At 65.1% G+C, this 19,907-nt stretch carries 21 protein-coding genes; 14 read left to right on the top strand and 7 right to left on the bottom strand.

Features of this window, described 5'->3' with window-relative positions:
* The first annotated feature begins 181 nt into the window (after positions 1 to 181).
* From ACEOAC_RS03875 to ACEOAC_RS03810, 14 genes are all read left to right on the top strand, one after another.
* Positions 182 to 784: a phenylacetic acid degradation protein PaaY gene (locus tag ACEOAC_RS03875; RefSeq protein ID WP_413444544.1), complete on the top strand. Its 603-nt coding sequence runs from the start codon at positions 182 to 184 to the stop codon at positions 782 to 784.
* A 148-nt stretch (positions 785 to 932) separates the two neighbouring features.
* Positions 933 to 1,919, top strand: a complete 987-nt coding sequence (paaA, locus tag ACEOAC_RS03870) for a 1,2-phenylacetyl-CoA epoxidase subunit PaaA (protein WP_182993085.1) — start codon at positions 933 to 935, stop codon at positions 1,917 to 1,919.
* 94 nt (positions 1,920 to 2,013) lie between these two features.
* Positions 2,014 to 2,298, top strand: coding sequence for a 1,2-phenylacetyl-CoA epoxidase subunit PaaB (paaB, locus tag ACEOAC_RS03865; protein WP_413444542.1), 285 nt, complete (start codon positions 2,014 to 2,016; stop codon positions 2,296 to 2,298).
* A 13-nt stretch (positions 2,299 to 2,311) separates the two neighbouring features.
* The gene (gene paaC, locus ACEOAC_RS03860) at positions 2,312 to 3,064 is read left to right on the top strand and encodes a 1,2-phenylacetyl-CoA epoxidase subunit PaaC (RefSeq protein WP_413444541.1); all 753 of its coding nucleotides are present in this window, start codon (positions 2,312 to 2,314) and stop codon (positions 3,062 to 3,064) included.
* Positions 3,061 to 3,630, top strand: coding sequence for a 1,2-phenylacetyl-CoA epoxidase subunit PaaD (paaD, locus tag ACEOAC_RS03855; protein WP_326491484.1), 570 nt, complete (start codon positions 3,061 to 3,063; stop codon positions 3,628 to 3,630). The genes paaC and paaD overlap by 4 nt, the downstream gene beginning before the upstream one ends.
* A 57-nt stretch (positions 3,631 to 3,687) precedes the next feature.
* Positions 3,688 to 4,758: a 1,2-phenylacetyl-CoA epoxidase subunit PaaE gene (gene paaE, locus ACEOAC_RS03850; protein ID WP_102663741.1), complete on the top strand. Its 1,071-nt coding sequence runs from the start codon at positions 3,688 to 3,690 to the stop codon at positions 4,756 to 4,758.
* Positions 4,759 to 4,791: 33 nt separating this feature from the next.
* A complete protein-coding gene (paaG, locus tag ACEOAC_RS03845; protein WP_006461543.1) occupies positions 4,792 to 5,592 on the top strand; it encodes a 2-(1,2-epoxy-1,2-dihydrophenyl)acetyl-CoA isomerase PaaG in 801 nt (266 codons plus the stop codon).
* A gap of 127 nt (positions 5,593 to 5,719) precedes the next feature.
* Positions 5,720 to 7,192, top strand: a complete 1,473-nt coding sequence (locus tag ACEOAC_RS03840) for a 3-hydroxyacyl-CoA dehydrogenase (RefSeq protein WP_413444546.1) — start codon at positions 5,720 to 5,722, stop codon at positions 7,190 to 7,192.
* Complete coding sequence (gene paaI / locus ACEOAC_RS03835; protein ID WP_413444540.1) at positions 7,185 to 7,667, top strand: hydroxyphenylacetyl-CoA thioesterase PaaI; 483 nt, start codon at positions 7,185 to 7,187, stop codon at positions 7,665 to 7,667. The genes ACEOAC_RS03840 and paaI overlap by 8 nt, the downstream gene beginning before the upstream one ends.
* Positions 7,668 to 7,787: 120 nt before the next feature.
* Positions 7,788 to 9,149 (top strand): phenylacetate--CoA ligase PaaK, encoded by a 1,362-nt coding sequence (gene paaK, locus ACEOAC_RS03830; protein ID WP_234294714.1) that lies wholly within the window; start codon positions 7,788 to 7,790, stop codon positions 9,147 to 9,149.
* Between the two features lie 37 nt (positions 9,150 to 9,186).
* Entirely contained in the window at positions 9,187 to 10,392 is a 1,206-nt protein-coding gene (pcaF, locus tag ACEOAC_RS03825) for a 3-oxoadipyl-CoA thiolase (protein ID WP_413628699.1), read from the top strand.
* Positions 10,392 to 11,180 carry an enoyl-CoA hydratase-related protein gene (locus ACEOAC_RS03820; protein ID WP_413445904.1) on the top strand — a complete coding sequence of 263 codons (789 nt, stop codon included), beginning with the start codon at positions 10,392 to 10,394 and terminating at the stop codon, positions 11,178 to 11,180. The genes pcaF and ACEOAC_RS03820 overlap by 1 nt, the downstream gene beginning before the upstream one ends.
* Before the next feature lie 232 nt (positions 11,181 to 11,412).
* On the top strand, positions 11,413 to 12,345 hold the full coding sequence (locus ACEOAC_RS03815) for a class I SAM-dependent methyltransferase (RefSeq protein ID WP_182993092.1): 933 nt from the start codon (positions 11,413 to 11,415) through the stop codon (positions 12,343 to 12,345).
* A gap of 189 nt (positions 12,346 to 12,534) precedes the next feature.
* Positions 12,535 to 13,653 (top strand): sensor domain-containing diguanylate cyclase, encoded by a 1,119-nt coding sequence (locus ACEOAC_RS03810; RefSeq protein ID WP_077236072.1) that lies wholly within the window; start codon positions 12,535 to 12,537, stop codon positions 13,651 to 13,653.
* On the opposite strand, the gene ACEOAC_RS03805 is transcribed toward ACEOAC_RS03810, so the two are convergent.
* The 7 genes from ACEOAC_RS03805 to ACEOAC_RS03775 all read right to left on the bottom strand — a co-directional run bounded on the left by ACEOAC_RS03805 (position 13,654) and on the right by ACEOAC_RS03775 (position 19,741).
* A complete protein-coding gene (locus tag ACEOAC_RS03805) occupies positions 13,654 to 14,541 on the bottom strand; it encodes a DMT family transporter (RefSeq protein ID WP_413445451.1) in 888 nt (295 codons plus the stop codon). It lies immediately after the preceding gene.
* A gap of 211 nt (positions 14,542 to 14,752) precedes the next feature.
* Entirely contained in the window at positions 14,753 to 15,013 is a 261-nt protein-coding gene (locus ACEOAC_RS03800) for a YfhL family 4Fe-4S dicluster ferredoxin (RefSeq protein ID WP_102663732.1), read from the bottom strand.
* Positions 15,014 to 15,076: 63 nt separating this feature from the next.
* The gene (gene coaD / locus ACEOAC_RS03795) at positions 15,077 to 15,559 is read right to left on the bottom strand and encodes a pantetheine-phosphate adenylyltransferase (protein ID WP_006461533.1); all 483 of its coding nucleotides are present in this window, start codon (positions 15,557 to 15,559) and stop codon (positions 15,077 to 15,079) included.
* A 36-nt stretch (positions 15,560 to 15,595) separates the two neighbouring features.
* A complete protein-coding gene (gene rsmD, locus ACEOAC_RS03790; RefSeq protein WP_413628698.1) occupies positions 15,596 to 16,258 on the bottom strand; it encodes a 16S rRNA (guanine(966)-N(2))-methyltransferase RsmD in 663 nt (220 codons plus the stop codon).
* Positions 16,259 to 16,288: 30 nt separating this feature from the next.
* The gene (locus ACEOAC_RS03785) at positions 16,289 to 17,623 is read right to left on the bottom strand and encodes a M16 family metallopeptidase (RefSeq protein WP_413628697.1); all 1,335 of its coding nucleotides are present in this window, start codon (positions 17,621 to 17,623) and stop codon (positions 16,289 to 16,291) included.
* A gap of 26 nt (positions 17,624 to 17,649) precedes the next feature.
* Complete coding sequence (locus tag ACEOAC_RS03780; RefSeq protein WP_413444193.1) at positions 17,650 to 18,306, bottom strand: AAA family ATPase; 657 nt, start codon at positions 18,304 to 18,306, stop codon at positions 17,650 to 17,652.
* 55 nt (positions 18,307 to 18,361) lie between these two features.
* Positions 18,362 to 19,741, bottom strand: a complete 1,380-nt coding sequence (locus ACEOAC_RS03775; RefSeq protein ID WP_413444192.1) for a M16 family metallopeptidase — start codon at positions 19,739 to 19,741, stop codon at positions 18,362 to 18,364.
* Positions 19,742 to 19,907 lie beyond the last annotated feature (166 nt).

Here is a 19,907-nt window from a genome sequence, read left to right as displayed (position 1 = left end):
AAAACTTCAAAAACATTATTGACCAACCGGTCGGTCGAAATTATTATTCCCTAAAAAACAGCGACAGGCAAATGCTTTTTTCCCGCCTTCAGCCAGGAAGAAAGTAGCGGACAAGCCAGCAAGTTTCGCTGCAACGACAAGGCGGCGCAGCCCGGCAAGGGCCGCTGCACAAGGAGACGCGGTGCCCAGCTATGCAATCGAAGATGTGATTCCGGTGGTCCACCCCACGGCCTATGTGCATCCCACGGCGGTACTGATCGGCGACGTCATCGTCGGTGCCGATTGCTATGTCGGCCCGGCGGCCTGCCTGCGCGGCGACTTCGGTCGCATCGTGCTGCAGCGTGGCGCCAACGTGCAGGACACCTGCGTGATCCACGGTTTTCCCGGTCACGACACGCTGGTCGGGGAAAACGGCCACATCGGCCACGGCGCGGTGCTGCACAGCTGCACCGTGCAACGCGATGCGCTGGTAGGCATGAACGCGGTGGTCATGGATGAAGCGGTGGTGGGCGAGCAGGCCATCGTGGCGGCCTGTGCCTTCGTGCGGGCCGGCATGCAGGTGCCGCCACGCACGCTGGTGGCAGGCCTGCCGGCCAAGGTGGTGCGCGAACTCTCGCCCGAGGAGATGGCCTGGAAGCAGGCCGGCACCAGCACGTATCACGACCTGACCCGGCGCAGCCTGCGCAGTCTGCGCGAGGTCAGCCCGTTGAGCGAGATCGAGGAGAACCGGCCGGCCCTTGCCGCGCCCCGGGTCCAGCCCTTGATCGCCGCCAGGCGCGCGTAGCGCTGCGACAGGACAGTTTTACCGATTTTCGATTCAGCAGTTTTTTCAGCTTTTTAGCTTTTTTGTTTCACCCACCTGAAGCGGGCCGATGCGGTCAGGACCTCGTTCGCCCGTCGCTCAGCGTGCAACCCTTTCACGGAGAAGTACCATGTATGCACAGATGGTAGACACCGGCCTGACCCAGGTGCGCAAAGCCGAGGAGATGTCGCCGGAAGAACTGGCGTTCCAGGCGCGCATCGATGCGGGCGTCAAGATCGAGCCCAAGGACTGGATGCCGGAGGCGTATCGCAAGACCCTGGTACGCCAGATCTCGCAGCACGCGCACTCGGAAATCGTCGGCCAGCTGCCCGAGGGCAACTGGGTCACGCGTGCGCCCACGCTGCAACGCAAGGCCATCCTGCTGGCCAAGATCCAGGACGAGGCCGGCCATGGCCTGTACCTGTACAGCGCCGCCGAGACCCTAGGTGTATCCCGCGAAGACCTGCTGGCCGAATTGCACGCCGGTCGTGCCAAGTATTCCAGCATCTTCAACTACCCGGCCCTGAACTGGGCCGACATGGGTGCCATTGGCTGGCTGGTGGATGGCTCGGCCATCATCAACCAGATTCCGCTGTGCCGCTGTTCCTTCGGTCCCTACTCGCGTGCCATGGTGCGGGTGTGCAAGGAAGAATCCTTCCACGCCCGCCAGGGCTACGACATCATGCTGGCGCTGTGTCGTGGCACCCCCGAGCAAAAGCAGATGGCGCAGGATGCGCTGAACCGCTGGTGGTGGCCGGCACTGATGATGTTCGGCCCGTCCGACGCGACCTCGGTGCACAGCGCGCAATCGATGCAGTGGCGCATCAAGCTGTTCTCCAATGATGAACTGCGCCAGCGCATGGTCGACCAGACCATTCCGCAGATCGAATACCTGGGCCTGACCGTGCCCGACCCCGATCTGAAGTGGAACGAAGAACGCGGTCGCTACGACTTCGGCCAGGTCGACTGGGACGAATTCCACAACGTCGTGCGCGGCAATGGCCCCTGCAACCGCGAGCGCCTGTCTACCCGCAGGCAGGCCTACGAGGACGGTGCCTGGTTCCGCGATGCCCTGGTGGCGCACGCCGACAAACAGGCCACCCGCAAGGCCGCCTGATCCGTCGACTGTCCGATCTTCAATCCCTTTCGCTTCAATTCACAACAATGCCAGTGGCCGCCCCCTGCGCGGCCCGCCAACAAGGAAATCGATCATGAGCAAGGAATGGCCTCTCTGGGAAGTCTTCATCCGCAGCCAGCACGGTCTGGCCCATAAACACGTCGGCAGCCTGCACGCCCCCGATGGCGAGATGGCCATCAACAATGCCCGCGATGTCTACACCCGCCGCAACGAGGGCGTGGGCATCTGGGTGGTGCGCGCCGCCGATATCGTCTCCTCCTGCCCGGGTGACAAGGCGCCGCTGTTCGAGCCGTCCAACAGCAAGGTCTATCGCCACCCGACCTTCTTTCCCATGCCGGCCGAACTGAAGAACCTCTGAACCGGAGCCCGACATGACAAGCAAAACCGATTACGTGCGACGCCTGGGCGACAACGTCCTGGTGCTCTCGCAACGCCTCTCCGAATGGTGCGGCAAGGGGCCGGCGCTGGAAGAGGACATGGCCCTGATCAACGTCTCGCTGGACCTGATCGGCCAGGCCCGCCTGTGGCTGAGCTACGCCGGCGAGCTGGAGGGACAGGGCCGCAGCGAAGACCAGTTGGCCTTCCTGCGCGACGCCCACCAGTTCCACAACCTGCTGCTGGTGGAGCTGCCCAACGGCAGCTATGCCGATACGCTGGCGCGCCAGTTCCTGTTCGATGTGTGGCACTACTTCCTGCTGCAGGGCCTGTGCCAGTCCGACGATGCCCGCATCGTCGAGATCGCCCAGAAGTGCTTGAAGGAGGTGACCTACCACGTGCGCCGGAGCACGGACCTGGTGATCCGCCTGGGCGATGGCACCGAGGAAAGCCACCGCCGCATGCAGGTCGCCATCGACAACCTGTGGATGTACACCGGTGAACTGTTCACGCCCGACGCGCTGGACACGGCGATGCAGCAGCAGGGCCTGGCGCCTGCCCTGGATGAACTGCAGCAGAAGTGGCAGCAGCATGTGACCGAGGTCCTGCAGCTGGCCACCCTGCGCATCCCGGCGACCGGACTGTGGATGCAGAGCGGCGGCAAGCAGGGCCGGCATACCGAACATCTCGGCTACCTGCTGGCGGAAATGCAGTTCCTGCAGCGCAGCTATCCCGGAGCGGCGTGGTGAGCGTGAGCCCGGCAATCCAGGCCAGGCCGCTTCCCGCGCAGGCGGAGAGCGATCTGGAGGCGCTGCAAGCGCAGATCTGGCACTGGCTGGACCAGATCGCCGATCCCGAGATCCCGGCGATCTCGGTGGTCGACCTGGGCATCGTGCGTGCGGTGCAATTGCAGCGCGACCCGGCGCAGCAGATGCACTGCACGGTGGTGATCACGCCCACCTACTCCGGCTGCCCGGCCATGGGCGTGATCGCAGCAGACATCGTGAGCACGCTGCAGCAGCATGGTGTCGCCCAGGTCAGTGTGCGCACCCAGCTGGCACCAGCGTGGAACACCGACTGGATGAGCGAGAAAGGCCGCCGCAACCTGAACCACTACGGCATTGCCCCGCCGGCACAACAGGTGATCGACATCGGCGGTATCAGCCCGCAGCGTCACGCCGCGCCGAAAGTGCCCTGCCCGCACTGCGGATCGACGCAGACCGTGTGCGTGAGCCAGTTCGGTTCGACCTCGTGCAAGGCGCTGTACCAGTGCAAGGACTGCCGTGAGCCATTCGACTATTTCAAGGCCCACTGAACCGGACCGCAGCGTGGCACCCGGTCCCACCCAGAACATGACAGAAGGCACAACAACATGAGCAAATTCTATCCACTGACCATCGACAGCGTGAAGCAGGATACGCGCGACACCATCGTGGTCTCCTTCGCCGTTCCCGGCGAATTGCAGGACAGCTTTTCCTACCTGCCGGGCCAGCACCTGACGCTGCGCTCGCAGGTCAATGGCGAGGAACTGCGCCGCTCCTACTCGATCTGTTCGGCCGTGCAGGAAAGGCGCCTGCGGGTGGCCATCAAGCGCGCACCGGGCGGGCTGTTTTCCAACTGGGCCAATGACCACCTGCAGGCCGGCCAGCAGATCGAGGTCATGCCGCCCATGGGGCAGTTCAATGTGCCGCTGGATGCGGCCAACCGCAAGCACTACCTGGCCTTTGCCGCGGGCAGCGGCATCACGCCGATGATGTCCATCATCAAGACCACCCTGCTGACCGAGCCGCGCAGCCGGTTCACGCTGGTCTATGCCAACCGCGCGTCGTCCTCGGTGATCTTCAAGGACGAACTGAGCGATCTCAAGGACAGCTACCTGGACCGCCTGAACGTGGTCTACGTGATGAGCCGTGAGCAGCAGGATGTGGAATTGTTCAATGGCCGCATCGATCGCGCCAAGTGCGATGCCTTCCTGGCGTCTTGGATCAGGCTGGACGATATCGATGCCGCCTTCCTGTGTGGCCCGCAGCAGATGGTGGACGCCATCGGCGAATCGCTGCAGGCGCACGGCCTGCCAAAGTCGCAGATCAAGACCGAACTGTTCGCCGCCAGCGTGCCGGCGCGCAACCACGCTGCGCGTCCGGTGATCGGCAGCAGCCAGTGCGAGGTGACGGTGATCGTGGACGGCACCCACAATGTCTTCACCATGGACAAGGAAAAGGAGTCGGTGCTGGAAGCCGGCCTCAAGAGCGGCATCGACCTGCGCCACTCCTGCAAGGGTGGCGTATGCGCCACCTGTCGCTGCAAGGTGGTGGAGGGCAAGGTCGACATGGACGCCAACTACGCGCTGGAAGACTACGAGATCGCCCGTGGCTTCGTCCTGAGCTGCCAGTCCTTCCCGGTCACCGACAAGCTGTTGCTGGACTTCGACCAGGACAACTGATCCGGGCCTACTGATTCTTCCTCCCTCCATGCCATGAGCTATCAAACCATCCTCTTCGAGAAACAGGACGGCGTTGCCGTCATCACCCTCAATCGTCCCGACAAACTCAACAGCTTCACGGTGGCGATGCATCTGGAACTGCGCGAGGCCATCGACAAGCTGAAAGCCGATCCCGAGGTGCGCGTGCTGCTGCTGACCGGCGCCGGACGCGGTTTCTGCGCCGGCCAGGACCTGGGCGACCGCGCCGTCAAGCCCGGTGACGAAGGCAGCGCCGGCGTCGACCTGGGCCACTCCATCGATCAGTATTACGCCCCGCTGGTGAAATCGCTGCGCGCCCTGCGCTTTCCGGTGATCTGCGCCGTCAATGGCGTCGCCGCGGGGGCCGGCGCCAACCTGCCGCTGGCCTGCGATATCGTGATCGCGGCACGCTCGGCCAGCTTCGTCGAAGTGTTCTGCAAGCTGGGGCTCATCCCCGATACCGGCGGCACCTATTTCCTGCCGCGCCTGGTCGGCACCGCGCGCGCCATGGGCATGGCGCTGCTGGGCGAGAAGATCAGCGCCGAACAGGCCGAGCAATGGGGGCTGATCTGGAAATGCGTGGACGATGCACAGCTGATGGAACAGGCCCGCGCCATGGCCCGTCATTTCGCCAGCGCGCCTACCCTGGGTCTGGCCGCGACCAAGGCCACCCTGTACCGTAGCCCGGCGCACACGCTGGAACAGCAACTGGACCTGGAGCGCGACACCATGCGCACCCTCGGCCATAGCCGTGATTACCGGGAGGGCGTGGCCGCCTTCCAGGAAAAGCGTGCGCCACACTTTACGGGGCAGTGAGATGGAGGCAGAACGCACACCGAAATATCTACGCGTCACGCAACGGTCGCGACTGGCGCCACAGTCGCAACCGGGAGCGCGGGCGCTACCCGTGGACACCACCGTTGCCGTAGTCGGCGGCGGCACCATGGGCGCCGGCATCGCCCAGGTCGCGGCCACCGCCGGGTACCCCGTGCTGATCTACGACAGCGGCGAAGGTGCCTGCGCCCGTGCCATCGCCAGCATCCGCCTCGGCCTGGACCGCCTGGCCAGCCGGGGAAAGATCACCAGGGAGCAGGCCGAGAAGGCCAACGACTGCCTGGCGCCGGCCACTTCATTGCAGGAGCTGGCCTGTGCCGGACTGGTGATCGAAGCCATCGTCGAGCAGTTGCCGGCCAAGCAGGAACTGTTCGGCAAGCTGGAAGACATCGTCAGCCCGGAATGCATCCTGGCCAGCAATACCTCGTCGATCTCGATCACGCGCATCGCTGCCTCGCTGCGCCACCCGCAGCGCCTGATCGGCATGCATTTCTTCAACCCGGTGCCGCAGATGGAGCTGGTGGAAGTCATCCGCGGCCTGGCCAGCGACGCCGCCGTGGTGCAATGCGTGCACGACACCGCCCTCGCCTGGGGCAAGACGCCGGTGTTTGCCAGTTCCACACCCGGCTTCATCGTCAATCGCCTGGCCCGTCCGTACTACGCCGAAGGCCTGCGGGTACTCAATGAGCGGGCATCCCAGCCGGCCACTCTCGATGCCGTGATGCGCGAATCCGGTGGTTTTCGCATGGGGCCGTTCGAGCTGATGGACCTGATCGGCCACGATATCAATTTCGCGGTCACCCAATCGGTGTTCCAGGCCTGCTTCAATGATCCGCGCTTCACGCCGTCGCTGATCCAGCAGGAACTGGTACACGCCGGCCACCTCGGCCGCAAGACCGGGCGCGGTTTCTATCATCACGGTCCGGAGCACGTACCGCCTCCGATCGAGGACGAGCTGCCCTGCAGCACGCCCCCGGTGGCACTGCAGATCTTCGGCTCCCATCCGCTGGTGGAAGTCATCCGGAAGCGCTACAAGAAGGGCCATGTTGAATACCATGGGGCACGTGCCGACAACCTGCTCCTGAAGGCTGGCCCCGGTCGGCTGTACGTCACCGAAGGGCGCACCGCCACCCAGCAATCCTACGACTACGACATGCCTGACGTGGTGCTGGTGGACCTGGCGCTGGACTATGCCACCACCAGCCGGCTGGCGGTGACCCGGTCCGACCAGTGCAGCCCGCGCGCCTATCAGGCCGTGGCCGGGGTATTGCAGGCCTGCAGCTTCGCACTCTCGCCGATGGACGATGTGCCGGGGATGATCGTCATGCGCACCGTCTGCATGCTGATCAACGAAGCCGCCGATGCCGTCAACCAGGGCGTGTGCAGCGCCGCCGACGCCGACATGGCCATGCAGAAGGGCTTGAACTATCCGCGAGGACCGCTGGAATGGGCCAATGCAATCGGTGTGGATAACGTGGTCAAGGTGCTGCAACGGCTCAGCGCCACCTATGGCGAAGACCGCTACCGCGTCTCGCCGCTGCTGCAACGCCTGCAAGCCGCGAAGAGGAAATTCCATGAATGAGACCGCACTTCCCACCTGCACCCCGGACACGGGGACGGACCCGCAAACCCTGGCCGAGGCTACGGCCCAGGCCATGTACCCGCGCGACAACGCTTCCCAGGGACTGGGCATGAAGATCCTGGACATCGCGCCGGGCCGCGCACGCATGAGCATGCTGGTGCGCAGCGACATGCTCAACGGCCATGCCACCTGTCACGGCGGCTTCATCTTTGCACTGGCCGACAGCTGCTTTGCGTTCGCCTGCAACAGCCGTAACCTCAACACCGTGGCATCGGGGTGCAGCATCGAATACGTGGCACCGGCCCTGCGCAACGATGTGCTGACCGCCGAGGCGCAGGAACGCTCGCTGAGCGGGCGCACCGGTGTCTACGACATCACCGTGAACAACCAGGACGGCAAGCTGATCGCGCTGTTCCGGGGCAAGTCCTATCGCATCAAGGGAGAGGTGATCGCCGGCCTGCATGCCGCGCCTTGACCCCACCCGGTCGCACCTACGGCCGCACCTACAGCCGCACCTACAGCCGCATCTACGGCAGCACCACCGCACCACCAGAACCAGAGATCCCGAACAACGACAACGAGACTGGAGACGAGCATGACCACCCGCAATCCCCAACCCGGCGAGCTGGACGCCATCGAGACCGCCAGCCGCGACGAACTGCAGGCACTGCAACTGCAGCGTTTAAAGTGGTCGCTCCGGCATGCCTACGACAATGTGCCGCACTATCGCCACGCCTTCGACCAGGCCGGCGTGCATCCGGACGACCTGAAGAGCCTGGCGGACCTGGCCCGTTTCCCCTTCACCAGCAAGAAGGACTTGCGCGACCACTATCCCTTCGGCCTGTTCGCGGTACCGCGCGAGCAGGTGGTGCGGGTGCATGCTTCCAGCGGTACCACTGGCAAGCCCACGGTGGTCGGCTATACGCGCAACGACATCGATACCTGGGCCACCGTGGTGGCGCGCTCGATCCGGGCAGCCGGCGGCCGGCGTGGCGACATCGTGCAGATTTCCTATGGCTACGGCCTGTTCACGGGCGGCCTGGGCGCCCACTACGGTGCGGAAAAACTGGGCTGCACCGTCATCCCCATGTCGGGCGGTCAGACCGAGAAGCAGGTGCAGCTAATCCGCGACTTCAAGCCCAGCATCATCATGGTCACGCCCTCCTACATGCTCAACGTGATCGAGGAATTCCAGCGCCAGGGTCTGGACCCGGCGGCCAGTTCGCTGCGGGTCGGCATCTTCGGTGCCGAGCCCTGGACCGATGCCATGCGCGGTGAAATCCAGCAACGCGCCGGCATCGATGCAGTGGACATCTATGGCCTGTCGGAGGTGATGGGGCCGGGCGTGGCCAGCGAATGCATCGAGAGCAAGGATGGCCCGGTGATCTGGGAAGACCACTTCTATCCGGAAATCATCGATCCCGATACCGGGGAAGTGCTGCCCGATGGCGAGGAGGGCGAACTGGTCTTTACCTCGCTGTCGAAGGAGGCACTCCCGATGATCCGCTATCGCACCCGTGACCTGACACGCCTGCTGCCGCCGACCTCGCGCTCGATGCGCCGCATCGGCAAGATCACCGGGCGCTCGGATGACATGCTCATCATCCGCGGGGTGAATGTGTTCCCGACCCAGATCGAGGAGCTGATCCTGAAGTTGCCGCAACTGGCGCCGCAATACCAGTTGCAGATCGAGCGCCATGGTCACATGGACAGCATGTGCGTCTTCGCCGAACTGCGCGAGGATGCCTCCATCGAACATGTGGAGGCACTGGAGAAGGAGCTGCAGCACAGCATCAAGACCTATGTGGGCATCTCCACCAAGGTCACCGTGGTGCCGGCGGGCATGATCGAACGTTCCTCGGTGGGCAAGGCCCGGCGCGTGATCGACAACCGCAGGAAGAACGAGGGCGCGCCCGCCTTGGGAGCGGCCACCTCTTCCCCGGCCGTGCCGGCCTGAACCCTGCAACTTCACGACACAAGCGACGAGAAAACACATGGACGCATTCATCTGTGACGCCATCCGCACACCCTTCGGCCGCTACGGCGGCGCATTGGGCGCGGTGCGCGCCGACGACCTGGCAGCCGCACCGATACGCAGCCTGATGGCGCGCAATCCCGGCGTGGACTGGGGCCAGGTCGACGACATCCTCTACGGTTGCGCCAACCAGGCTGGCGAGGACAACCGCAACGTGGCCCGCATGGCGGGGCTGCTGGCGGGCCTGCCACTGGAGGTACCGGGTACCACCATCAACCGCCTGTGCGGCTCCAGCCTGGATGCGGTGGGCATGGCCGCCCGCGCCATCCGCTCCGGCGAGGTGCAGTTGATGATTGCCGGTGGCGTGGAGAGCATGACGCGCGCACCCTTCGTGATGGGCAAGGCCGACACTGCCTTCTCGCGTAGCGCGGCGATCTTCGACACCACCATCGGCTGGCGTTTCGTCAATCCGCTGATGCAGGCATTGCACGGCATCGACTCCATGCCGGAGACGGCCGAGAACGTGGCCGCGGAATTCGGCATCGCCCGCGCCGACCAGGACGCCTTCGCCCTGCGCAGCCAGCATCGCTGGGCCGCGGCGCAGGCGAACGGCTTCTTCGCGGGAGAGATCGCGCCGCTGGCGATCCCGCAGAAGAAGGGCGATCCGCTGCTCGTGGCCACCGACGAACATCCGCGCCCCGAGACCACGCTGGCAACGCTGTCCCGGCTCAAGGGCGTGGTGCGGCCCGACGGCACGGTCACCGCCGGCAATGCGTCCGGCGTCAACGACGGTGCCTGCGCGCTGCTGCTGGCCTCGGCCAAGACGGTCGACCGCTACCGCATGCGGCCACGCGCCCGCGTGCTGGGCATGGCCAGTGCCGGGGTGGCGCCACGGATCATGGGCTTCGGCCCGGCGCCGGCGGTGCGCAAAGTGCTGGCGCAAGTGGGCCTGACGCTGGCGCAGATGGACGTGATCGAACTCAACGAAGCCTTTGCCGCACAGGGGCTGGCGGTGATGCGTGCGCTCGGCTTGCCGGACGATGCCGCCCACGTCAACCCGAATGGCGGCGCCATCGCCATCGGCCATCCGCTGGGCGCTTCGGGTGCGCGTCTGGTGACCACGGCCATCAACCAGCTGGAACGCAGCGGCGGCCGCTATGCGCTCTGCACCATGTGCATCGGCGTGGGGCAAGGGATCGCGCTGGTGATCGAGAGGGTGGCCTGATGTCGGCGCAGCCAGAACCGGAAGACATCCTGGTGGCGCGGCATGGGCCGCACGTGCTGCATCTGCGCCTGAACCGGCCGGCGCTGCGCAATGCCCTGCGCAACCAGAGCCTGCGGGAAATCGCCGGCGAACTGGCGCGCGCCGAAATCGACGACAGCGTGCGGGCGGTGGTGATCAGTGGCAACGAGCAGGCCTTCGCCGCCGGCGCCGATCTCAACGAAATGATCCAGAAGGACGCCATCGCCACCCAGCTCGATGTGCGTGCCCAGTACTGGCGCACCATCGCCCGTTTCCCCAAACCGCTGCTGGCGGCGGTGAACGGCTATGCGCTGGGGGCCGGCTGTGAACTGCTGATGCATGCCGACATCGCCATCGCCGGGCGCGGCGCCCGCATCGGCCAGCCGGAAATCAATGTCGGCACCCTGCCCGGCGCCGGTGGCACGCAGCGCCTGATCCGCACGGTGGGCAAGCCGCTGGCGATGAAGATGGTGCTGTCGGGGGAATTCATCGCGGCCGAGGAGGCCCTGCGCGCCGGCCTGGTGGCCGAGGTGGTGGACGATGCCGACACCCTGGGCCGCACCCTGGCGCTGGCCACCATCATTGCGCAGAAATCGCCGCTGGCGGTGCGCCTGGCCAAGGAGGCCATGCTGCAATCCTTCGAACTGGGGCTGGAGGCCGGGCTGCTGCTGGAGCGCAAGTCCTTTTCGCTGATGGCCGCCAGTGCCGATCGCCAGGAGGGCATCGCGGCCTTCCAGCAGAAACGGGCAGCGGTGTTCAGCGGGCGCTGAATTCACTGCCAGTCTGCGACCCTGGGCAGGGATGTTTTCAGGCTGACAACAGGGCTTGGCGCGGCGACGACACTTCACGAGCTTGACATCGGGATCGGGTAAAATGCCCGGCCACGGCAGGCCCTGGCTGCGCACTTGTTGGACTTGCACTTGTACCCGCACGCGCGCCACCCGTCCCGCCCCCCGATTCCAACCCGCCGGCTCCGCGCCGGCTCTTCGCCAGTGCAGCACCATGAGCAAGCAAGCCCCCAGCGCCCCCGGCCGCGACAAGCGCCGTGGCAAACCCGCCGACGCCGCCGGTGCAGCCAATGCCACCGGCCATGCCGACACTGCGCCGCAGGCGCATGAGATCCGTCCCGGCCAGTCCATCGAACTGCTCAAGGAACTGCACATCCTGACCCGCGACGGCAAGCTGAACCAGGACAGCCGCCGCAAGCTCAAGCAGGTCTATCACCTCTACCAGTTCATCGAACCGCTGCTGCAGGAAGTGCTGGCCGACCATCCGGACGTGAGCCTGGTGGACCATGGCGCGGGCAAGTCCTACCTCGGTTTCATCCTGTACGACCTGTTCTTCAAGGCGCTGGCCGGTGCGCCGCGCATCTACGGCATCGAGACCCGCGAAGAACTGGTGCGCAAGTCCGAGGAACTGGCGGCGCGTCTGGGTTTTGGCGGCATGTCCTTCCTCAACCTGTCGGTGGCCGATTCGATCAGCTCGCCCAGCCTGCCGGAGCGCATCGACGTGGTGACCGCCCTGCATGCCTGCGACACCGCCACCGACGACGCCATCCATTTCGCGCTGGCCAAACAGGCGAAATTCATCGTCCTGGTGCCGTGCTGCCAGGCCGAGGTGGCCTCGGTCCTGAACCGCAACAAGGGCAAGTCGCTGGCCAATTCGCTGACCGAAATCTGGCGCCATCCGCTGCATACCCGCGAATTCGGCAGCCAGGTCACCAATGTGCTGCGCTGCCTGCAACTGGAAGCGCATGGCTACAAGGTCAGCGTGACCGAACTGGTGGGCTGGGAACATTCGATGAAGAATGAATTGATCATCGCCCAATACCGCGACCTGCCGCGCCGCCGTCCGGCCGAGCGCCTGCAGGAAGTGTTGCGCACGCTGGGCCTGGATGAGATGGGGACACGCTTCTTCGCGCCGCAGGCGGCCTGAGCAGGCAGCGGGACAGGAACGTTTCTTGCTGGTAAAAAATCAGGCGCGGCAGCATCAAGCCGGCGCCGATGCTGTCGATATATTGCATGAGAGCAAGGCCGGCCGCCACAAGCGCAACCGGCCGCTGGGAGGCCGGGCGACCGGTCGGGGCAAGGGGCCGGCCGGGTGCCGGAAAATGCAGATGAGCACATGAGATCGACCATCGCTATGGAATCACTGATTGCCGACAACGAACAACTGCGGGCTGAACTGCAGGACCTGCTGCAGCAGGCACACATCAACCAGTCCATCATCGAGCGCCATCAGGCGTTCGACCTCAAGCTGATCGGCGCCAGCGAATTCCGCGAACTGATCGATGTAATGCTGACCGTGATGCCGGGGGTGTTCAGCCTGGAGACGGTGACCCTGTCGTTGATCGACGGCGATTACGCGATCCAGCGCATCCTGCGCGACCTGCAGATCGGCGTGAACGAATTCCCTAAGCTGCTGTTCCTGACGCGCCCGCTGGCCTTCATCGACGACCAGCATGCCCTGCCCGAGGACAAGCCGCGCCTGGGCGAATACGTGCCGGCGCTGCATGGCCCCTTGTTCCCGCACTATCAGCCGGTCAGCGTGGCGGTGCTGCCGCTGGTACGCCAGCATCGGCTGCTGGGCTACCTGTCGCTGGGCAGCGCCTACAGCGAGCGATTCACCCGTTCGCTGGCCACCGATTTCATCGAACGGCTGGCCACCATCGCCGCGGTCTGCCTGGAAAACGTCATCAACAATGAACGCCTGAAGCACATCGGCCTGACCGATCCGCTGACCGGCGTGAACAACCGCCGCTACATCGAGCAGCGCATGCAGGAAGAAGTGGCGCGCAGCCAGCGCGACCGCTCGGCCCTGTCCTGCCTGTTCATCGACATCGACCATTTCAAGCGGGTCAACGACCAATTCGGTCACCAGAGCGGGGATGATGTGTTGCGCGAGGTAGCGGCGCGGATCAAGAAGGAGCTGCGCCTGTCGGATGCGCTGGGGCGCTTCGGCGGCGAGGAATTCGTAGTGCTGCTCACGCATGCCACCCGGGACGATGCAGCCCGCATCGCCGAGCGTATCCGTGCCGGCATCTGCAGCCGGGGTGTGATGATCGAGGGCTCGCGCGATCCTTTGAAGATCAGTGCCTCCATCGGCGCGGCCTCGCTGTCGCCGCCGGACCGCAGCCGGCCGGCGGGCGAGGTCAAGCAGTCCATGCTCAAGGCGGCCGACCAGGCGCTGTACCAGGCCAAGGAAGCCGGCCGCAACCGCGTGATGCTGGCGCCGGCGGACTGATCAGGCCGGCTGCACGGCAGGCCGACGGTCGCGCACGATCCAGGGTGCGGCCAGAATAAGGATACCGCCCACGATGTCCTGCGCACGCAGGCCGGCCGCGCCCAGCAGCCAGGCCGAACTGCTGGCCACCAGGATTTCGGCCAGCATGATCACGGCCGTGATGTTGGCCGGCAGGCGCGCCACCCCATATTGCAGACACAGGTTCGATACCAGGAACAGCACTGCCCACAGCCCGACCACCGGCCACGCAGCCACCGGCACGTGCAGCGGCCATGCGATCATGCCGGCCAGGGACAACCCCACACCCAACAGACCCGCCAATACACCGCTACCGGCCAGCATGGCGACGGCGCGGGCGCCATCGGAAAGTCCGTGCAGGCGCCGCAGCAAGACGTTGGTGATGGCAAACAGCAGACCGGAGAGCACGGCCATCCAGTCCGGCAGGCTCTGCGGCAGCGGCAGGCCCAGGCGCGGCTGATAGAGCACGATGAAGGCGCCGCCCAGGCCCAGTGCCACCCGGGCCAGGGAGCGCGAGGTGATGGCTTCGTGCAGGACCAGGCGCGCCAGGATCACGGTCCAGATCGGCATCAGGTAGAACAGCAGGATCACCCGCACTACATCGCCATAGGCCACCGCGACGTTAAAGGAACAGTTGGTCAGGCCCGTGGCCAGGCCCACGCACCACAGCGTCGGGTGGCGCCACAGTTGCGGCAGCTCACGCCAGCGCAGCAGCACCAGCAGCAGTGCGCAGGCGCTGAAGATGGCGGCCGTGGCCCATACCGGATGCAGGCCCATGCCTTCCAGCGCGCGCGTGCCGGTCCAGGACAAGCCCCAGAGGGTGGAATTGAGCAGCAGCGCGGCGACGGCGGATTTTTGCAGTGAATGCATGTTGTAGCAGGATGAAGCCGGGTGGATGAATACCGGGCGGATGAATCTGAGGCTGGCACGAGTCTGGCATTGTCTGCACCGGGGCCGATCTGTGCCTGCCGATAGCCGGTATCAAGCCTGGCCTATGGTGTTTTCCATGCGCATCCACAAAACCAAAATGCCGTTCAGCGCGACACTGAACGGCATCTCGGAAAGGACGGCGGGAATGGAATCAGGAAGCCTTGGCCCCGGCCTGCAGGCGCTCGTACTTTTCCATCAACTGCTCGCGGCTTTCACGCCAGGCCGGGTTGAAGGGGATGCAGGCCACCGGGCAGACCTGCTGGCACTGCGGCTCCTCGAAGTGACCGACGCACTCGGTACACTTGTCCGGATCGATCTCGTAGATCTGCGGACCCATGTAGATGGCCTCGTTGGGGCATTCCGGTTCGCAGACGTCGCAGTTGATGCAATCGTCGGTAATCATCAGTGCCATTGCCGCACCTCGCTTGCTTGAAACATCATTGCCCTACCTTTACCTCTTGTGGATCGCCTGGCCTTATTGCTTGGCGATCTTTTCCTTGAGCCACTTCTCGACCGAAGGAAAGACGAACTTGGAGACGTCCCCGCCCAGCTGAGCGATCTCGCGCACGATGGTGCCGGAGATGAACTGGTACTGGTCGGAGGGCGTCAGGAACAGCGTCTCGACGTCCGGCAGCAGGTAGCGGTTCATCCCCGCCATCTGGAATTCATACTCGAAGTCGGACACCGCGCGCAGGCCGCGCACGATGACGCGGGCATTGTTCTGGCGCACGAAATCCTTCAGCAGGCCGGAGAAACTCTCCACCTGGACATTGGGATAGTGGCCCAGCACTTCATTGGCGATCGACAGACGCTCTTCGAGCGAAAAGAAGGGTTTCTTGTTTTTGCTGTCGGCTACGCCCACGACCAGCTTGTCGAACAATCCGGAAGCGCGGCGGACCAGGTCCTCATGCCCACGCGTCAACGGATCGAATGTCCCTGGATATACAGCTGTGACCATGGTGTCTCCTCACCGGCTATTCAATCAGAAGGCGCATTATGCCTCAATTCGGGCACTGCTTTTGCGTTGCAATAAATGATAGAAGACCATGCCGGCCTTGTCGGCGCGGACCACTTCCCAGTCTTGCATCCACGCCGGGGCATCGTCGCCGTCGAGCGGGAATTCGGCTTCGGCATAGACCAGCCCGGATGGGGTGAGCAAAGTCATGCAGGCAGGCAACACTTTTTCCAGCCAGCCCTGGTGATACGGCGGGTCGATGAACACCAGGCTGTAGCAGCCGGGCTCGCGCTGGGCCGCATTCTGGGCGGCCGCCAGGGCGTCGCCGCGCAGGATGGCGATGGCGTCGGCCTTGAGCTTGTCGCGATTGGCTTCCAGCTGGCGTACCGCCGGGCTGCTGTTTTCCACCATCACCACGCGACGCGCGCCACGGCTGGCGGCCTCGAAACCAAGGGCGCCGGAGCCGGCGAACAGGTCCAGGCAGGCCACCTGGGCCCAGTCGCCATCGATCAGGTGGGTGATCCAGTTGAAGACGGTTTCGCGTACGCGGTCCGGCGTGGGGCGCAGACCTTCGGCATCCAGCACCGGGAGCGGGGTGCGCTTCCACTGGCCGCCGATGATGCGGACCTGGTGCGGGCCGCGATTGACGGGCTTGCGCGGCTTGCCCGGTGGGGCGGACTTGGGGGGACTGCTCTTGCTCATGACTTTCCTTACAGCTTGCTTATTGAGCCTCTATCGGGCGTCGTCACCGACGATGACCGTGGACAGCTGCGCCGGCTGCACATGGCGGCGGAAGGCGGCGCGCACGTCCTGCACGGTGACGGCGCGGACGCGTTCGATCCAGTGGTCCAGGTAATCCAGCGGCAGGCCGTAGAAGCCGATGACCGAGAGGTTTTCCAGCAACTTGGCGTTGCTGTCGATGCGCAGCGCGAAACCGCCGGCCAGGTTGTCCTTGGCGGCCTTGAGCTCGGCGGCGGTGGGGCCGTCCTGGAGGAATTTGTCGAGCGTGGCGCGGGTCACGCGCAATGCTTCGGCGGTCTGTTCCTTCTTGGTCTGCAGGCCGATCTGGAAGGGACCGGGCTGGGCCAGTGGCGAGAAACCGCTATAGACGCTGTAGCTCAGGCCGCGCTTTTCACGCACTTCGTCGGTCAGGCGCGAGACGAAGCCGCCGCCGCCCAGCACATAGTTGCCCACCGTCAGCGCGAAGAAATCATTGTCGCCACGCTGCAGGGCCGGGGCGCCGATGAGGATATGGGATTGCGAGGCCGGATGGGCGATACGCGTTTCTCCCCCTTTAGGCGTGGGCACCGGTGGCAGCGCCGGCAAGGCTGCACCCTGTGGCAACTGGCGGGTGAGCGCGCTGGCAATGGCACGGGCCTGGGCTTCGGTGATATCGCCGATCAGGGCGATGACGGCGCGATTGGCCACGTAATGGGCGCGGTGGAAGGCCACCAGGTCATCACGGGTGATGGCCTGCAGGCTGGCTTCATCCGCGTCGACGGCGTAGGGGTGCGTACCATAGGCCGCTTGCATGAAGGCTTTTTCGGCGATGGCTTCAGGTTTGGTCAGTTCTTCCTTGATGTTGGCGATGGCCAGGGCCTTGTCGCGATCCAGGCCGGCCTGCGGGAAGCTGGGATGGGCCAGCATGCGCGCCAGCAGGCCTAATGCGACGTCGCGCTGGGCCGGGGCAGACAGGGTGCGCAGGCTCACGCCGGCGCGGTCCTGGCCGGCCCCGCCCTGCTGCTGGGCGGCGACATCGGCGAAGCCATCCAGGATCTGCGCTTCGGACAGGGCAGCATTGGCGCCATCAGCACCCTGGCCGGCGTCCACGCCACGCGTGAGGCTGGCCACGGTCAGTTCGGCCAGGCCGGCCTTGGCGGCGGGATCACGGCGCTGGCCGGCGTCGAATTGCACGCTCACGTCCAGCATGGGGATGGAATGGTTGGCCACGAACAGTACGCGGGCGCCGTCGGGCTGGGTCCACGACTGGATGGCCAGGGCTGCCGAAGCAGGGGCGCTGCTCAGCAGGCTCAGCGGAAGGAGGAGAAAACCTAAGTATTTTTTCATGGAAGCCTGGAATCGAAACCTGCGGATCATCCGCGTTGTGCATCTTGTTCATTGCCCTTGGCGCTGGCCAGCCACTGCAGGATGGGCTGCCATTGCTCCAGATCGCGCTGTACGCGGGAGGGGGCGATATCCCACAGCGTCAGGCCGTGCGCGGCCAGCTGGACGTAGTTCTGGGTGTCGCGCAGATAACCCAGCACCGGCAGTTTCAGGCCCTCGATGAAGCGCTGCAGCTGCTCGGCCGAGCGGGTACGGACATCGACCCGCATGCCGACGATGCCGACGTCGATCTCGCCTTCGCGCACCGCCCTTTCACTGGCCAGCCGCCGCAGGAAGTCCTGGGTGGCGAGGATGTCGAAGATCGAGGGCTGCAACGGCACCAGTACCTTGTCGGCCAGCTTGAGGGCGTCGTTGAGGCGCCAGCCGTGCAGCCCGGCCGGGGTATCGAGCACGACGTGGCTGGTTCCCTTGGGGGGCTTGGCGACGTAGTCTTCATTGACTTCCCAGGTGGCAATCGGACGGGCCTGCTCCGGGCGGATGGCGAGCCAGGCGCGTGAAGACTGCTGGCGGTCGATATCCCCCAGCAGGACGCCATGGCCCTGGCTGGCGAAATAGCCGGCCAGGTTGGTGGCCAGGGTGGTCTTGCCGACACCCCCTTTGGGGTTGGCGACGACGATGACGGGCATGTTTTCCTCCGGCAAGGACTGGGAAGACTCTCGGTGGCCGCTGGCGGCACGCGCCTCAGTGCAACAGCCCGGCCGGTGGCGGCGCGGGCTTCTTGCCGTCCAGCGGCAGCGGCACCAGCGTGGCCACGGTCAGGGTGTCATCGCCGAAGTATTTGCGGGCCACTTCCTGCACCTGGGCGGCGGTGACGCTGTTGAGGCGATCGATGATGCGGTCGATGTTCTTCTGGCCCAGTCCGACGGTTTCCAGCATGCCGATTTCCATGGCCTGGCCGAAGACGGAGTCGCGCTTGTAGACCTGGGAGGCGATCAGCTGGGTCTTCACGCGCTGCAGTTCCTGTTCGGAGACGCCCTCGCTGGCGATGCGGGTGACTTCGGCCCGCAGCACGGTTTCCAGTTGTTCGGTGGTGACGCCATTGGCCGGGCTGCCTTCCAGCGTGAACAGTACCGGGCCACGTGCCACGCCGCTGTAGCTGGCGCCCACGGAGGTGGCCTGGTTGCTGGTGCGCACCAGCTGCGCGGTGAGGCGGGCGTTGTCATAGCCATCCAGGACGGCAGAGAGCACGTCCAGGGCGTAGGCTTCCTGGTCCTGCTCCACCTGGCGCAGGGCCGGCACCTTCCAGGCCATCACCACATAGGGATTCTCGGCCGGGGCCTTGACGGTGACGCGGCGCATGCCGATCTGCTGGGGTTCGTTCTGCGGCCGGCCGCGTGGCAGGGCGTGGGAGGGAATCTTGCCGAAATACTTCTTGGCCAGCGCCAGCACGCGCTGGGCATCGACGTCGCCGGCCACCACCAGGGTGGCGTTGTTGGGGGCATACCACTGACGGTACCAGCTGGCGATGTCCTGCACCGTCATGTGCTGCAGGTCATCCATCCAGCCGATCACCGGATGGTGGTAGGGATGGGCGGTCCAGGCGGCGGCGTTGAGGGCTTCATTCAGGAGGCCCATGGGCTGGTCATCGGTGCGCCAGCGGCGCTCTTCCATGATGACGCGGATTTCCTTGGCGAATTCGTTGGCGTCGAATTGCAGGTTGGCCATGCGGTCGGCTTCCAGGGCCATGACCTTTTCCAGGTGGCTCTTCTCGATCTGCTGGAAGTAGGCGGTGTAGTCATTGGCGGTGAAGGCATTTTCCTGCCCGCCCAGTTCGGCCACCAGGCGGCTGAACTCGCCCACCTTGTGGTTGCGGGTGCCCTTGAACATCATGTGTTCCAGCGCGTGGGAGACACCGGTGGTGCCGTTGAACTCGTCGACCGCACCGACCTTGTACCAGACCATCTGCACCGCCGTGGGCGCGCGCCGGTCTTCCTTGACCACCACCTTCATGCCATTGCCGAGCACGAATTCGCGTGCCGGCTCGGCCTGTGCCGGGGTGACGCCACCGGCCAGCAGGCTGAAGAGGGCAGTGGCGAGAAGGGCTCTGATCTTCAAATTCATGGGCTGTGCTCTGATAAAATGCTGGATTCATTGACCCTGGCGGCCATGCGCGGGTCTTGTGGAAGGGCAATTGTAACCTGTCCACTGCGGTTGTCAGGACAGCCATGCGCGCCTCCCCTCCCGCCTTCCCGCCCCGGCCGCAGCCCGAATCCAGCCTATCGCCATC

The sequence above is a fragment of the Herbaspirillum frisingense genome (assembly GCF_047325095.1).
Lineage (GTDB): Bacteria > Pseudomonadota > Gammaproteobacteria > Burkholderiales > Burkholderiaceae_D > Herbaspirillum > Herbaspirillum frisingense.
The sequence above is the reverse complement of the archived record's forward strand: the minus strand, read 5'-3'. Positions and strand labels throughout refer to the sequence as shown.